Origin of the sequence: Marivirga arenosa (assembly GCF_030503875.2) — a bacterium.
Classification (GTDB): domain Bacteria; phylum Bacteroidota; class Bacteroidia; order Cytophagales; family Cyclobacteriaceae; genus Marivirga; species Marivirga arenosa.
Genome location: NZ_CP129968.2, coordinates 1,614,483 through 1,630,689, shown reverse-complemented (window position 1 = coordinate 1,630,689; position 16,207 = coordinate 1,614,483). Strand labels below are relative to the sequence as shown.

The window sequence follows — 16,207 nt, the reverse complement described above, 5'->3', positions numbered from 1 at the left end:
AATTGATAGTTTGCTAGTGTTAAATGCTACATAAGTAGATCAATATGGACGTAAGAGTAAAATTTTTGGGTGGCGCACAATCCGTAACAGGATCAAAATTTCTGTTAGAAATAGATGATTTTAAAGTATTAGTTGATTGTGGACTTTTTCAAGGCTTAAAAACCCTTCGATTGCGAAATTGGGATGATTTCCCCATTAATGTAGAAGAAGTAGATGCAATTGTTCTCACACATGCACATTTAGATCATTCTGGCTACGTTCCAAGAATGATTAAACAAGGATACAATAAAAAAGTATATTGTACAGATGCAACAGCTGACCTTCTTGAAATTATGTGGTTAGATTCAGCCAAACTTCAGGAAGAGGAAGCAGAGTACGCTAAGAAAAAAGGCTTTTCTAAGCACAAAAACCCATTAGCCTTGTATGATCAAAAAGATGCTGAAGCGGCATTAAAGACCTTGGTTCCCCAAAAGATCGAAAGACCCTTCGACCTTAATGATAAGGTTCAAATTATATTTTATCCAGCAGGACATATTTTAGGTGCTGCATCAGTAAAAATTATTTTGAAAGGTGAAAACCAAGAAAAGACTCTTCTTTTCAGTGGAGATCTCGGAAGAGATTCTGACCCCATATTAAATCCTCCTACTCATTTCAAAAATGCAGATGTATTATTTATGGAATCCACTTATGGAGACCGAATAAATGAAGTTTCTAAAGTTCAGGATGAGTTAAAACAGAATATTTTATATCATTTAAATGATGGTGTCATTTTGATCCCTGCATTTACAGTAGGTCGAACTCAAAATCTATTATTTTACTTGTATGAGTTAATGAGAACCGGCCAGATTCCGCATATCCCAGTTTACATTGACAGTCCAATGGCGATCAGCGTGACCAATCTCTATGAAAAATATAGTGATCGCCATAAGTTAAAGGATAAAGAGATCTTTAATTTTAAAAACTTTCATTATGTACAGGAACATCAGCAATCCAAACTACTTAATGAATTAAAAAATAGAGCCATTATTATTTCCGCTAGTGGAATGCTTACTGGGGGTAGAATTCTTCACCATTTGTTTAATCGCTTAGGCAATGAAAATGATTTATTACTAATGGTTGGATTTCAGGCAGTAGGCACTAGAGGTAGAGATATTTTAGAGGGTAAGGAAAGCGTGAAAATTTACGGAGAAGAAAAATCCATCAAATGTCATTACACAAAAATAGATGGTTTATCAGCCCATGCTGATCAACTGGAATTAATCAGATGGTATGAATCATTTACAAATGCATTAAAATTTACCTTTATCGTCCATGGTGAATTGGAAGCTATGAAGCATTTGAAAAATGAGCTTGAACAAAGTGGTCATAAAAATATTTTCATTCCCGATTATCTAGAATCTTTTGAATTATTCACTGGCATTTAGTAAGTAAAATTTCTTTGCCATTTTTTTCTAAATTAACGGTTTTTATGACATAAATCATTATTCAAAATGATTCTCATCATTGTATTGAAGAAAGGTTACCAAAGTTACTAACTGACTGATTTACAGCTCGTAAAATTGTATAAACTAAATTTTTATTGAGCTATGAAAGTCGAACAAATTTACACCGGATGTCTAGCACATGCAGCCTACTATATAGAAAACAATGGAGAAGCTGCAATCTTTGATCCTTTAAGAGAAGTGCAACCTTATATTGACAGAGCAAATAAGGATAAAGCAAAAATTAAATACGTATTTGAAACTCATTTTCATGCAGATTTTGTGAGTGGTCACTTAGATTTGGCAAAGAAAACTGGAGCTAAAATTGTTTATGGTCCTACCGCAAAACCAGAATTTGAAGCAATTGTAGCAGCCGACAATGATTTATTTACTGTAGGTAATTATAAAGTAAAAGTATTACATACTCCAGGTCATACAATGGAAAGTACTACTTATCTATTAATTGATGAAAAAGGTAGAGATCACGGTATCATTACTGGTGACACCTTATTTATTGGCGATGTAGGTAGACCTGATTTAGCACAGCATGTAATAGAAGATTTAACTGAAGAAAAACTTGCTGGATTATTATATGATTCTCTTCATAATAAAATCTTACCATTGGACGATAAGTTGATAGTTTATCCTAATCATGGAGCAGGAAGTGCTTGCGGTAAAATGATGAGTAAAGAAACAACAGACACATTAGGTCATCAGAAAGAAACAAATTATGCCCTACAATCGATGAGCAAGGAAGAGTTTATAGAAAAACTATTGACTGGCCTGACCGCTCCTCCAGGCTATTTTCCAAAAAATGTTTTGATGAATATCAAAGGATATGAAAGCATTGATACGGTAATGGAAAAAGCTAAACATCCTCTCAGCCCAGGGGCTTTTGAAGCAGCTGCAAATGAAACCGGAGCATTAGTTTTGGACACAAGAGATGCTGAAGAATTTGCAAAAGGCTTTATACCTAACAGCATAAATATAGGTTTAGATGGAAACTTTGCTATGTGGGTAGGTGAAATGATTCCTGATATCAAACAAAAAATTCTTTTAGTGACGGAAGAAGGCAAAGAAGAGGAAGCCATGATCAGATTATCTAGAGTGGGATATGACAATACTATTGGCTATTTAGACAGAGGCTTTAACAATTGGAAGTACGCACATAAAGAAATAGATACTATTCATAGAATTGATGCTAAAGATTTAGCAGGAAGAATGAATAATTCACCGATTATTTTTGATGTAAGAAAGAAAAGTGAATTTGATTCAGAACATATAATTGGAGCTGAAAACATCCCTTTAAATCAAATTAATCAGCATTTAGCAGAAATCCCTAAAGATCAAGAATTTATTTTGCATTGTGAAGGAGGATATAGAAGTATGCTTGCGGCCTCTATACTGAAAGCAAGAGGTTATGATAATTTTGAAGATGTAAGGGGAGGCTTTAAAGCTATTAAGGAAACAGAAATACCTGTATCTGAATATATATGCCCAACTACACTTTTATAAGTTTAATTCTATTCTAATCAGAAAGGCCATGTATATAAACATGGCCTCTTTTATAACCCTAAAGCATTTTTTAGTTTTGGGTAACCTGTTTTACTGACTGGAATTTGCTCACCTGATTTTAAAATCACGATATAACTATCCTTTTTATAATGCTCAATTTTAGTGATTTCAGCTACCTTTACAATATAAGAGCGATGAACTCGAACAAAGACTTTATGATCAAGACTATTCTCAAAATAGCTTAAGGTCTTATTCTTTAAAAACTTCCCGTCATTAGTGTTAATATTTACATAGTCATCATTAGCCTCCAAAAATATTAACTCCTCAACAGGAATGATTTTAATATCATTTTTTTCCTTTAGCACTATTCGATTAAGGAATTCTTTCTGGAGTAGATTTTCATCCTCTATCAGCTTAGAAATATTTTTTGCGTGATTCGCTTCTTTATACTTATTTAATGCAGAATCAAAACGGTCTTGTGAAAATGGTTTTAATAAATAATCAACAGCATGAACTTCAAAGGCTTTTAAAGCATACTCATCAAAGGCTGTAGTGAAAATTACTGAAGGAACTTCATCTAGTAATTCAAGCATCTCAAAACCATTAATTTTTGGCATTTGAACATCCAAAAATATTAAATCTGGATTATACTCATGAATGGCTTTTATTCCTTCAAAACCATTATTACAGGTTTTTACTATTTCAAAATCAGTATGCTTTTGTAGATATTCCTCTACAAGGCTAACTGCAAGTGGTTCATCATCAATAATTATGGTTCTTTTCATTTTTGTTGAGGGATAGTTAAATCTACCATAAAGGTCTGATCTTGATCTGTAATTTTTAATAAATCATATCTGCCAAAAATAAGGAAAAGCCTTCTATTAACTGCATCAAGTCCAAATCCACTTCCTTTTGCCTGTCCAACTTTTGAATCATATGGATTTGTAATCCTTACTCTTAAATTATTTTGATATTGATCAAATAAAACATTGATTTCAACATCATTTTCTAGAGTATACAAACTATGCTTAATAGCATTTTCTAATATAGGCTGAATCAATAAATGAGGAAGTTTCATTTCCATAAGCTCATCATTGAATTGAAACTTTATTGCTAACCTATGACCAAAGCGGACATTTTCTATATCAGTGAATAATTTTAAAAATTTCAATTCCTCTTCCGCAGTAATCCAATTATTGGCTTCTTTCTTAATTGTGTTTCGCAAAAAGTCAGAAAGCTGTAAAGTCATTTCTCGCGCCTTTTCTGGTTTTTGATTAATTAAGGCACTAATAGAATTCAAACTATTGAATAAAAAATGAGGCTGTAATTGCTGTTTTAGCTGATATAATTCTGATTCTTTCGCTAATTGCTGAATCTTATTTTCTCTTTCTTCAATCTCTTTCTGTTCTTTTATTTTAGCATTTATGTTAATTAAAACTGTGTAAAAAACTAAAATTATAGAAATTATAAAGGCTCTTAAAACAAATACTTGATCCAAAAAATCCTGATTTATTTCTGAAGAAATAGCAAATTTTTGAAGTATGAAATCTCCCAAAAACAATATAGCAATAGAAATTACAAGTGGAATAATGTAAACTAATATGCGGTTTTTAGCTGTAGGTATATAGTTCTTAAATACATTTTCTAAAATGATAAATGCTGAAAAAAGCAATAAACTGAATATGGAATTATCAATTAAAGATGCCCATAAACTTTGCCCATAATACATGAAAAGTAACGTGCAAAGTGACAATAATAATAGAAATATGATAATTAGTTTAAGCCATGCATTATTCCGCTGATGAAGAAAACTAATTATCATAATTTATTTAATAAGATTTAAATTGGAGTCCGCCAAAACTAACTGAGCCCTTAATATAAAGTGTTTTTTTATCACTTTCATTAATAGAAGGAAACGCTCTTTTATCTTCTATGCCAGAAAAGACATTACTTACATCTGCTTGAACTTCCCAATGAGGTGGAATAATTAATTTTAAACCTCCAAAAATAACTTCAACATCTAAGACCGCTTTATCCTTTATTTCAGCCTTCGACAAGTCAATATCTGCACCTCCAAAAGCTGTAGTAATTTTACCACCTTTAAAGTCTTTAGTTATTAACCTTCTTTGTAATCCTGCAAATACTGATTCAGCTTTGATATAATCACTATTCACTATTTGAGGATCTGATGATTCAAAGCTTTTTTTTTCCTCATCAGAGAATTCATCCGAAGAACCTTTAGATCGCCTATTCAAAATCAAATACAGACCAACTGCTATTATCCCAATTGGTAATATAAATTCATAATATTCATCGGGTATCCAATTTTCTCTTCTGAGATAAAAGAAGGTCCCAAAGAGGATTAGAAATACACCAAATAAATTCTTTCCCTCATGCCGTATTAGTAAAAATACACCAAAGCCAATCATGATAAACGGCCAACTAAAGACCCAGCTAAAGCTAATAACATCAAGTCTATCTAATAATAAAACACTACCAATGAAGAGTAGAATAAAACCAAAGGAGAAGTTATTCTTTCCTGAATACCGATTTCTATTTTCCATCTATATTAAGATTTAAGTTCGATACAATAATAGAGTAAATGATTACTTATTGTAAATCATTCTAGGCTGTAGCATGAAAAAACTAGGTGAACAGCGGAATTCATCCGGTGAAATTGCCACAAAAAAAAGAGCATCAGATTATCTAATGCTCTTTTGTTGAATTTAAATATGCTTATCAATCTTTATCCCAGCCTTCTGGTCGTTTCCATCTAACCGGTGCTTCCGGTTCTGCCTTCATATTAAACTCTTCCGTTTCCAATAGTTTTAATGCTTGCTCCACTGCTTTTTCTAATTGTGCATCTCTACCTTCTAATGCCATTTTAGGGTCGTCAATCACTTCAACATCTGGAGCTATACCTTCGCCTTCTACTGCCCATTCTCCATCAGTATCATAAAAACCTCCTCTTGGCGCTACCATTCTACCTCCATCAATAAATCGAGGTGTATCCCATGTCCCTACTAATCCTCCCCATGTGCGAGTTCCAACCAATGGACCAATGTCTTTTTTCTTAAACATATAAGGAAGTAAATCACCACCTGAGCCTGCTCTTTCATTAATAATCATCACCTTAGGTCCCCAAATACCTGCAATTGGTGAAGTCCACGGACGATTATCTCCTGCTTTACTATTAAAATAACCAATAGGTTCTCTAGTTAAGATATCAATCATATAATCTGCAGCAGAACCTCCTCCATTATTTCTTTCATCTAAGACTACTCCTTTTTTGTCTTGCTGAGCAAAATAATATCTGTTAAAACTAGTAAATCCAGGACCGCTCGTATTTGGAATATATACATACGCCAGTTTCCCATTTGACATTTCATCTACTTTTCTTCTATTCCCCTCAACCCAATCAATATATCTTAATCTATATTCACTAGATACTGGTTTCACATATACTCTCCTAGCTCCAGACATTGAAGCATTATCATTTACCATTAAAGAAACCACTCTACCAGAAGTCTGAGCAAAAAGATCATAAATATTATCATTTGCTGTTAACCTTCTACCGTTCACTTCCACTATATAATCTCCTACATTAATATTTTGACCTGTCAACCCGAGAGGCGATTCTATATCAGGATTCCAATGCTCTCCATCATATATTTTTTTTATGCGATAATATCCATTTGCTATTTCATAATCAGCTCCAAGCAGGCCAACAGGTATTCTGTCTAAATCTGGCATATCTCCACCTGAAACATAGGAATGACCAATAGCAACTTCACCACTCAAAATATCAACTAAATAATTTAAATCTGTTCTATGATTCACATATTTCACCCATGGTTGATACCAACTATATACCTTATCCCAAGGTGCACCATGTACATTATCTACATACAGGAAGTCACGCATAAATCTCCATCCTTCTTTGAAAATTTGTGCATATTCTGCCTTAGGATTAACTTTCATGGACGCAGATACTGAAATTTTATCATCTGGTTTAGCTTTTCCTTTGGTTGAAGTAATACTCCAGCTACCATTTTGCTGAAATAAGGTATGCTGACCATCTTTTGATAATACCATCTGGCTTATTCCCTCAGCAAAATCATCCGCTTTTTCCTTTTTCACATCATAGCTATGTACTTTCAAACCTCTTTGATTAGGAATAGACTCCGCTATATATAAGCTGTGAGCCTGAGCAGATTTAATAAATTGATAATTACGAGCATCTAATTTTAAGGCGACAACTCTTTCTTGAATAGTATTAAAATCTATTTGAATGGCTTTTGATTCATCCTTGTCTTCTTTATCATCCTTTTCATCTGTTGAAGCTTTAGCATCCTCTTCATCGCTTTCAGGAAGATTAGGTGCTGTCCCATTTGTGGAAAGTACTACAGCATAAAGGCTTCTTGTAATAGATGGGTCATAAGAACTCATATCTAACCAGCCAGAATTTAGACCGTAATCTGTGCTTGCTAAGAAATAAAGATAATCTCCAGATTGATCCCATACAGGTGAGGTTGCATCTGCTAAAGGATCCGAAACCTGTGTTGCTTTACCAGTTTGAATATCATAAATAAAAATCGCTTTAAAATGACTATCCTGCTGCTTTTCATAAGCAATGTACCTACTGTCAGGAGACCAATTAGGATTCATTGTCCTATTAGGATGAGCATATCCATCTGTATCTACTTTCTTAACAGCTCCATTTTCTATATTGATATACCATAAGTTATAATCGGTATCGGTATAACTAATATGCTTTCCATCCGGAGACCAGTCTGGTGTGAAATAGAAAGTAGGATTCTTTAAAGGATACGATTTCTTATTCTCTCCAAATTGAGAAGCTACTACCAATTGATATTCTCCGCTTTCATCTGAAAACCATGCGATTTTATCTCCTTTTGGCGACCAAATAGGAAATCTATCAGCAATACCACTGCTTTGTGTGATGTTTCTCCAACTCCCCTCCTCTTTAGGAAATGTAAAAATATCACCTCTATATTCGAATATCGCTCTCTTTCCATTAGGCGATAAATTCGGATTTGTAACATTATTCGCATTTACATCTTCCCATCTTTCACGGCTGAAATTTAAATCTCCTGCTACATTGATTTCCAACTGTTTTGTGCTTTTATCAGCAGTATTAAGTAAATGAAGATATCCACCTTGTTCGTACACAATCTGATCTCCAAAAGCATCTAAACTTTTAATATCAAATTTCTTATGAAATGTAATTTGTTCTTCTTCCTGAGAGGAAATATCAAAACTCCAAATATTACTAACGTAATCTCTTTCAGATAGATAATACACTTTATTTCCTACCCAAACTGGATCTAAATGTCTTTCTTTATCTTTTTGGGGGGTTCGTACTAATTCTTTTGATTCCAAATTCAGAATCCAAATAGGCATTGCCTGGCCACCACGATAATTCCTCCACTCTGGATCCCAAGAAGTTATTGGAGTATAGGCTAAATGCTTTCCATCAGCTGATACTTCTCCATATGCAGCTCTTATATCAATTAAGGGTTGAGGAAAGCTACCTTCTGCTTTTACTGTATATAACTGTGATGTTTTAGTAGGATGCGCCTGTCTTCCAGTTCTAAATATTATGTCCCCTTCTGGTGACCAGCCTTGAACATAATCAGAATCAGGGTGGAAAGTTAGTCTTTTAGGAGAACCCCCCTCAGCAGGCATCACATATACATCAGTATTACCATCATATTGGGCGCTAAATGCAATCCACTTTCCATCATCAGAAAAATGAGGGGATGATTCATAACCTTCATTGGTGGTTAATCTGATGGCATCCCCACCTGATATGGGAGCTTTCCAAAGATCATTGGCGTAAACATATACTACATGTTCGTTGGAAATAGTGGGTTGCCTTAACAACATTGTACCTTGGCTAAAGCCATGATAGGTAATTAAAGCTAGCGCTAGAATTAATGTAAGTTTCTTCATAGTGAGAAATTTTAATTTTGATATCAATCTAATTAATTCATATCAAAATATATATTAGAATTACATGAATGACTTATAAAGATTAAAACCGGAGAATAAAAATCCGTCCTAAATCACCTTGATGATAAAAGTTAATAAAAAAAAATTGTGTCAATACAATATTCAAAATAGGCCTATAAACCAAATAAGAAAGCTTTTTGAACGATTACATTTAATTATCATGTAAAAAAACACTAAATTTCTAAAAATTATCAACTACCCACGCAACCGATCATAACTTACTTGCATCTTCTAGATGTAACCAGCAATAATGAAAGTGTTTATCAACAAATCTAAAACGGAAGAAGACTTAATAGCAGGCTGTATTAAGCAGAAAGCAAGTGCTCAGAAAGCCTTGTTTGATAAATATTCCGGAAGGATGCTAAGCCTTTGCAGAAGGTATGTAAAAGACATGCTTGAAGCTGAAGGTGTGATGATCACAGCTTTCACCAAAATATTTGAGAGAATAAATCAATATACAGGTGAAGGCAATTTTGAAGGCTGGATGAAACGCATCATGGTAAATGAATCGCTACAGTATTTGAGAAAGCATAAAAATATGCAACTCAATATGGATATAGAAGAAGCGCATCATTTACCGAATTATGACGCAATGGAAGATCATTTGCAAACTGAAGATTTAATGCAAATGATATCGGAACTACCGGTTGGGTATAGAACAGTTTTTAACCTCTATGCCATTGAAGGTTATTCTCATAAGGAGATAGCTGAACAATTAAATATTAATGAAAATACATCGAAATCTCAGTTAAGCCGAGCAAGAACATTTTTACAAAAGCGCTTAGCAGAGATGGAACAAGAAATAGCAATAGGTCATGGAAACTCATAAGATAGATCAATTATTTAAGCAAAAACTAGAGCGTCATAGCGATAGAGTATCAGCTGATGCTTTTGCTAAAATACAGGCGAATTTAAAGGGGAATAAACAAAAAAAAGGATTCCCATGGATGATAGCAGCTAGTGTAAGTATACTGTTAGTTCTTTCTTTTGGAATAGTGTACAACTATAACTCTCAACAAAATAAAAACTTTGCTAAGCTTGATTTAAATAAATCAGCAATTAATCTAGCTCAAGTTGATAAGGTAGAGGTTCCGGAATTGCAGAAAACCACATCTACCAATACAGTTGAAGTGATAGGTAATTCTAGTAAAGTAAACAAAAGTCAACCTAAGCTGGAAAAGCTTGAGCTGAAAAAAGAAGAATTTATCAGAATGGCTTCTATTGAAAAAATTGAGTCCACTAATGCTGACATCAGTACAGATTTAATACCTGAGTTGAGATTATCTCCAATTAAGCATGAAAATAAAGTAATAGTTGAAATCAATTATCAATACGCAGAAAACAATAATCAGAATATAATAAGCAAGAGTAATAATAAACTTAAATCGCTGGCCAGTGAATTCAGTTTAGCAGACTTGAGAAATGCAAAAAGCGAATTATTTGCCTCAGCATTTCAACTCAATAAAAAACAAAGTAATTAACAAAGAAACAGAACAGTCATGAAAAATATTATAAAAATTTCGTTAATCGTTTGTTTAGGTCTTTTAAATGTAATGGCCTACGGACAAAGCTTTAATGCACAAAATAAGCAGCAAAAGTTAAGTTTAGATCAAGCCTCAATTGACACTGATTTCATAAATGAAGGCGTATTTACTGTAAAGATTTTTAAATCAACATCTAGAGCTGAATTAGATGAATTTAAAGAAGAAGCCGATAAAAGAAATATTGATTTAAAGTATACAAACCTAGAGATTATATCAGGGGAAATTGAGGCGATAACTATTGAAGTAGACTGTAATGATGGTTTTTCTGGCACCGCTTCCACTACAGATATTCCTGACTCAGGTATAGGATTCATAAGAGATTACAGAGAAAATGCAGAAGTACCTTTTGCAATTGGTAGAATCTTTGATCAATCCAAAAATGGAAGCATGAATTATTCATCTGATGATAATGATGATGATGAGTTTGATACCGCTTTTAACAAAGAGAAGTCTGTTAAAAAACGTAAATCATTTTTTGGCTACGATAATGATATAGAATTCTCAATAGGACTTAATAATTACCTGAATAATAATAACCAATTTCCTGATAATGATAACAAAGAGTATAGCCTAGATCCAATTACCTCTTGGACTTATGGAATTCATTCTAATCATGTATTCAGAACAGGAGATTATGTTAGGTTTAAGTTTCAGTTTGGCTTACAATGGAACAATTTCGCGCTATCTGACAACAGATATCAAATCACAAAAGGGGGTGAAAAAGTTGATCTTGTAGATACTGAAGTAACAAGGCCAGACATAAGCCCAGAGAGAAGCAAACTGAATATTACATATTTGAATTTGAACTTCATCCCGATGTTTCATCTCGGAAAAAGTAGTGATGCTTTTAGATTCGGAGCTGGTCCTTTTGGGAGTTATAGAATAGGGAGTAAATCAAAATTTAAATATAATGACAATGGTAAGGATGTAGTAAAAAATAACTTCTACATTAACAACTGGAAATATGGAGTTAAGGCTCAAATTGGATGGAAAGGAATCGATTTGTTTGCTACTTATGATCTAAGCCCTATATTTATAGAAGACAGAGGGCCTGAAGCTGATTATCCGCTAAGAGCAATCTCATTTGGAGTTATATTCTAAGAAGAAACTAAATTTAAATTTTAAAAACAGCGTGGGATTATCTGCGCTGTTTTTTTTGTTTTTTTTTAAATATAGGTAAAGCTACAAAGAATGATTTAAGCCTTTCATCTTCAAAAAAGAATACTTAATCAAATACATAAAACTAAATTGACATATATTGATGAAATTTCTCTAAACTTAGAATCGAAATTGTATAATTTCACATCTAAAAAAACAAAATATATGTCAACAGAAATCATAAACATCAGTAAACAGGAAGGAAATAATCACCTTTACTTAACGGATAATGAAGGGCACTCAGGTAAAGACAACATCACCACCAATGTAAAACCTGGCGATACTGTTACATGGAAGTTAGTTCCCAATGGAGGAATAGACCAAATCACGGGAATTACTGCAAAGCAGAATAGTCAAGATATTTTTTCAGCAGATCCTGCACCTGTAAATCCTAATGATCCTGCGTCAGATTGGAAAGGTACTGTTAGCAAAAATGCAAAAGGAAATGAATCTTATTCTATCGCTTACAAAATTGGGAATGAGTCATTTGTGGACGATCCTGAACTGGAAGTGGAAGACGATGGCTAATTTTCCATTTACTATTGTCAACAAGAAAGCTTATCTTTTAATAGGCTTTCTTTTTTTTCTAACCATCTTCTTGGGTTTCAATACCAAAGTGCAGATAGTCTACAACAACTATTGCAAAATGGGGAGTTTGAAAATGACTCTATCCAATTGGAAATTTTTGAGGAATTATTTAAAAACGCAACACTTTCACCAGAAGTAAGACTTAAGTACGCAAAAGCAGCATATGACAAAGCCGCTACCTTAGAAAATAGCAGGTGGTTATTTAAAACCAATCTCCAGCTGGGCCATATATATAAGAAAACAGGTGATTTGGAAAAATCCTTCTCACATTATATACAGGGATTACGAGAAGCTGAAAAACAAAGAGACAACAAAAGAATTGCATTAATATATAGTTCTCTTGGCACTTTGTACCGAGTTAGTGAAGACTATGACAAAGCAATTAAGCATTACAAATTAGGAATAAATTATTTAAGGAAAGGCAAAACAAAAAGCGACTCAACTAATTTGGCTAAAAGCCTGATGAACACAGGAGAGTTTTATAGAATCCTCGGAAAATATGATTCAGCCAATTTATATTTTGAAGAATCTGCCATAATTTTCCAGCAAATTGATTATTTGATGGGTACTGCCTATACTATTGGCAATATGGGCTTGGTGCATGCTCAAAAAGGTGAACATCAAATAGCTAAAATAAAGATGGACTCAGCATCGGCAATCTTGGAGAAATTGGAGGATTTTTACCCTATTGCAGTTTACGATACCTACCTTGCTGATATCTACAAAGAAAACAATGATTTAGAACGTGCAATAGAATATGCAAAGCACAGTCTAAAAATAGCTGAAGAACATTCATTAAAAGAGCAAATTCGTGATGCTAACCTGAAATTATCTGAATTATATGGTGCCCAAAATGATTTCCGAAAAGCATATTTTCATCAAAGTCAGTACCTAATTTACCGAGACAGCATCAATAGTGAAGAAAAAATACGGGAAATAGCAGATTTAAGAACTGAATATGAAGTCAACAAACGAGAAGCTGAGATTGCTCTATTAAAAAGCGAGAAAAGAACGCAATATATCATTTTCATCTCTATGGCAGTTATAATAGTATTATTAGGCTTAGTCAGCTTTTTATATTATCGTAACAGCAGAAAAAGGCATACACTCAATTTAATCTTAAAGGAAAGAAAGGAAGAAGCGGAAGCTCAAAGAGATCAACTGGAAGCCATAAATGAAACAAGGGAAAAGTTTTTATCCATTATTGCCCATGACTTAATGGGACCTGTGAATTCTTTCAAGGGCTTATCTACCATCATGAAAATGAGTATAGATAATCAGGACCTCAAAGATTTGAATGACATCCATAAAGTATTTGATAAATCCATCAGTAATTTATCGTCCCTACTTTCAAATTTGTTGGATTGGTCAGTTACGCAGCAAGGAAATATTCCCTATCACCCTGAGAAGATAGAACTAAAACTTATAGTTAATGAGTTAGAAGATTTATTTTTTAATATGGCTGAAGGTAAACAGATAAAACTACGTACCACTGTTCCTGATCAAGCCTATTTGTGGGCTGATGTCAATAGTGTTAAAACTATATTACGAAACTTGGTTAGTAATGCATTAAAATTCACGGATAATAAAGGACAGGTAAATGTAATGGCAGAGGAACAGAATAAATTTGTTCGTATAAAAGTTCAAGATAGTGGGATTGGTATGCCAAAACATAAAGTCGATCTGTTGCTGAATGAAGATAACTTTCAAATCAGTCAGGGAACAAAAGGTGAAAAAGGCGTTGGGTTAGGCCTACAACTAGTGAAAGAGTTTGTTAAAATTAATAAGGGAAAAATAGAAATTGAAAGTGAAATTGATAAAGGAACTACTTTTCACATTTACTTACCGAAATATGAAAAGTAGTCCAATTTTTTAGATTCACTCTATTTCCATCGCTAAGGCTTCCCATTGATTAGTCAACTCTTCCAACTCTTTACTTACTTTATCAAAGTTTTGGTTTACCTCAAATAATTTATCAGGATTACCATAAACTGAAGGTTTTGCTAATTCTTCTTCTAAATTACTCTTTTTAACTTCTAGCTTTTCAATTTGAATTTCAATTTTGCCTAATTCTTTCTGTTTAGCCTTGTATTCAGCGTCTTCTGGGTTATGTCTCGGTTTGCTTTGCTTTTGTTTTTTCTCTTCTTTCTTTAACTCTTGTTCAAAAGCTTTTTCCTCTGCTTTAGCAGCCTCTCTTTTGGCAAACCAATCTTGAAATTCTTCATAAGTACCAGGATATTCCTTGATTTGATAATCTTCTATCCACCAAATCTTATTGGCTACATTAGAAACAAAATATCTGTTGTGAGATACGGTTATAAAAGAACCTTCATATTGCTGTAGTGCCTGAATCAATATGTTCTCAGATTGCATATCCAAGTGGTTAGTGGGCTCATCCAATAGCAAGAAATTTGCGTCTGAAATCATGGTTTTGGATAATGCAACACGAGACTTCTCACCTCCCGATAATACTTTTATTTTCTTAAACACTTCTTCATCTCTGAAAAGAAAACAACCCAGTAGATTTCGTAATTCCATTTCAGTTCTATCACTCCCTGCTTGCTTCAATTCATCTAAAATCTCATTTTGTATGTTTAATGATTCAAGCTGATGCTGCGCAAAAAATCCAAACTCTACATTATAGCCTTCCTCTCGCTTACCTTCAATTTTTTCTTCCCCAGCGATAATCCGTAGTAAAGTAGATTTACCTTTACCATTAGCCCCAATCAAGGCTATCTTATCGCCTCTTTCAATATGAGCATCAGCATGTTCTAATATTTTTATATCACCGTATGATTTAGAAATATCTTGCAGTCTCACAATGTGACGACCCGACTTATTATTGATTTTAAAGCTAAAATTAATGGTAGCATTATTATCCACAACAGCCTCTACTTTATCCATTCTGTCTAAAGCTTTTACCCTAGACTGTACTTGCTTTGCTTTTGTAGCTTTTGACCTAAATCGACTAATAAATTGCTCAGTCTGCTTTATTTTTTGCTGTTGATTTTCATAAGCATTTTGCTGCAATTCAGCTCTTAATGCTTTTTCTTCCTGATAGAAACTATAATTACCTGAATATAAATTCAATTGTTGCTGATCAACCTCAACCGTAATGTCAATCGTTCTATTTAGGAATTCTCTATCGTGCGAAACTATAATATATGCCCCTTCATATGATTTTAAATAATTTTCAATCCATTGGATTGAGGGCAGATCAAGGTGGTTAGTAGGCTCATCTAGCATTAATAATGAAGGCTTCTCCAGTAATAGTTTAGCTAGCATAACTCTCATTCTCCATCCACCTGAAAATGTCTTCAGCGGACGGCTCAAATCTTCAGTTTTAAAACCAATCCCTTCCAATATCTCCTCAGCCTTAGCTTGTAAGCTGTAGCCTTCCATCATCTCAAACTGTTCTTGTGCTTTCGTTAATTTATCAACTAAGTCATCAGAATAATCTTCTTCCATTTTCTTCAAAATGCCGTCAATCTTATCCTGCAACTTTAAAGCTTCTTTAAATGCTTGCATGGCAACATGCAAAATACTTTCATCAGATTGAAAGGATAGTAAATCTTGATTAAGGAAACCGATTGTACAATCTTTACTCATTTGTACTTCTCCTTTATCAGGTGTTATATCCCCATTGATAATTTTAAGAAGTGTAGATTTACCTTGACCATTAAGACCAATTAAACCAATCTTATCTTTGGGTTTGATGTGTAAAGATGCATTATTGAATAATGCTCTATCCCCTATGTAATAATCTAAATTGTTAATCGAAAGCATACTGCAAAATTAGATCAGTTTTTCACAGTATAAAATCCTTACAGTAAATACTTCTATAATATTTAAGCCCTATACAAATAAAAACTGCATTTGCCTTAT

At 33.4% G+C, this 16,207-nt stretch carries 12 protein-coding genes; 7 read left to right on the top strand and 5 right to left on the bottom strand.

Translation table 11 applies throughout. The annotated features are described in order from the left end of the window. The first annotated feature begins 44 nt into the window (after positions 1–44). The gene (locus QYS47_RS07025; protein WP_322348177.1) at positions 45–1,424 is read left to right on the top strand and encodes an MBL fold metallo-hydrolase; all 1,380 of its coding nucleotides are present in this window, start codon (positions 45–47) and stop codon (positions 1,422–1,424) included. Positions 1,425–1,586: 162 nt separating this feature from the next. Beyond that, positions 1,587–2,996 (top strand): MBL fold metallo-hydrolase, encoded by a 1,410-nt coding sequence (locus QYS47_RS07020; RefSeq protein WP_308357220.1) that lies wholly within the window; start codon positions 1,587–1,589, stop codon positions 2,994–2,996. 50 nt (positions 2,997–3,046) lie between these two features. Here the strand turns inward: QYS47_RS07020 and QYS47_RS07015 are convergent, their stop codons facing one another. The 4 genes from QYS47_RS07015 to QYS47_RS07000 form a co-directional block, all read right to left on the bottom strand. Beyond that, a complete protein-coding gene (locus tag QYS47_RS07015) occupies positions 3,047–3,781 on the bottom strand; it encodes a LytR/AlgR family response regulator transcription factor (protein ID WP_322348176.1) in 735 nt (244 codons plus the stop codon). Beyond that, positions 3,778–4,818 carry a sensor histidine kinase gene (locus tag QYS47_RS07010; protein WP_322348175.1) on the bottom strand — a complete coding sequence of 347 codons (1,041 nt, stop codon included), beginning with the start codon at positions 4,816–4,818 and terminating at the stop codon, positions 3,778–3,780. The genes QYS47_RS07015 and QYS47_RS07010 overlap by 4 nt, the downstream gene beginning before the upstream one ends. Before the next feature lie 7 nt (positions 4,819–4,825). Beyond that, positions 4,826–5,560: a LiaF transmembrane domain-containing protein gene (locus QYS47_RS07005; RefSeq protein ID WP_322348174.1), complete on the bottom strand. Its 735-nt coding sequence runs from the start codon at positions 5,558–5,560 to the stop codon at positions 4,826–4,828. A gap of 175 nt (positions 5,561–5,735) precedes the next feature. Continuing rightward, on the bottom strand, positions 5,736–8,972 hold the full coding sequence (locus tag QYS47_RS07000) for a S41 family peptidase (protein ID WP_322348173.1): 3,237 nt from the start codon (positions 8,970–8,972) through the stop codon (positions 5,736–5,738). A 310-nt stretch (positions 8,973–9,282) separates the two neighbouring features. Between QYS47_RS07000 and QYS47_RS06995 the strand changes: the two genes are divergently transcribed. The 5 genes from QYS47_RS06995 (at position 9,283) to QYS47_RS06975 (ending at position 14,185) form a co-directional block, all read left to right on the top strand. Continuing rightward, entirely contained in the window at positions 9,283–9,861 is a 579-nt protein-coding gene (locus QYS47_RS06995) for an RNA polymerase sigma factor (RefSeq protein ID WP_302099666.1), read from the top strand. Then, positions 9,848–10,513, top strand: coding sequence for a hypothetical protein (locus QYS47_RS06990; protein ID WP_322348172.1), 666 nt, complete (start codon positions 9,848–9,850; stop codon positions 10,511–10,513). Before QYS47_RS06995 ends, QYS47_RS06990 begins: the two co-directional genes overlap by 14 nt. Positions 10,514–10,531: 18 nt before the next feature. Further along, entirely contained in the window at positions 10,532–11,677 is a 1,146-nt protein-coding gene (locus tag QYS47_RS06985; RefSeq protein WP_322348171.1) for a hypothetical protein, read from the top strand. Positions 11,678–11,899: 222 nt separating this feature from the next. Continuing rightward, entirely contained in the window at positions 11,900–12,262 is a 363-nt protein-coding gene (locus QYS47_RS06980) for a hypothetical protein (RefSeq protein WP_322348170.1), read from the top strand. 147 nt (positions 12,263–12,409) lie between these two features. Continuing rightward, positions 12,410–14,185 (top strand): tetratricopeptide repeat-containing sensor histidine kinase, encoded by a 1,776-nt coding sequence (locus tag QYS47_RS06975; protein ID WP_322348169.1) that lies wholly within the window; start codon positions 12,410–12,412, stop codon positions 14,183–14,185. Positions 14,186–14,200: 15 nt separating this feature from the next. Here the strand turns inward: QYS47_RS06975 and QYS47_RS06970 are convergent, their stop codons facing one another. Then, a complete protein-coding gene (locus QYS47_RS06970) occupies positions 14,201–16,108 on the bottom strand; it encodes an ABC-F family ATP-binding cassette domain-containing protein (protein ID WP_322348168.1) in 1,908 nt (635 codons plus the stop codon). Positions 16,109–16,207: the final 99 nt, after the last annotated feature.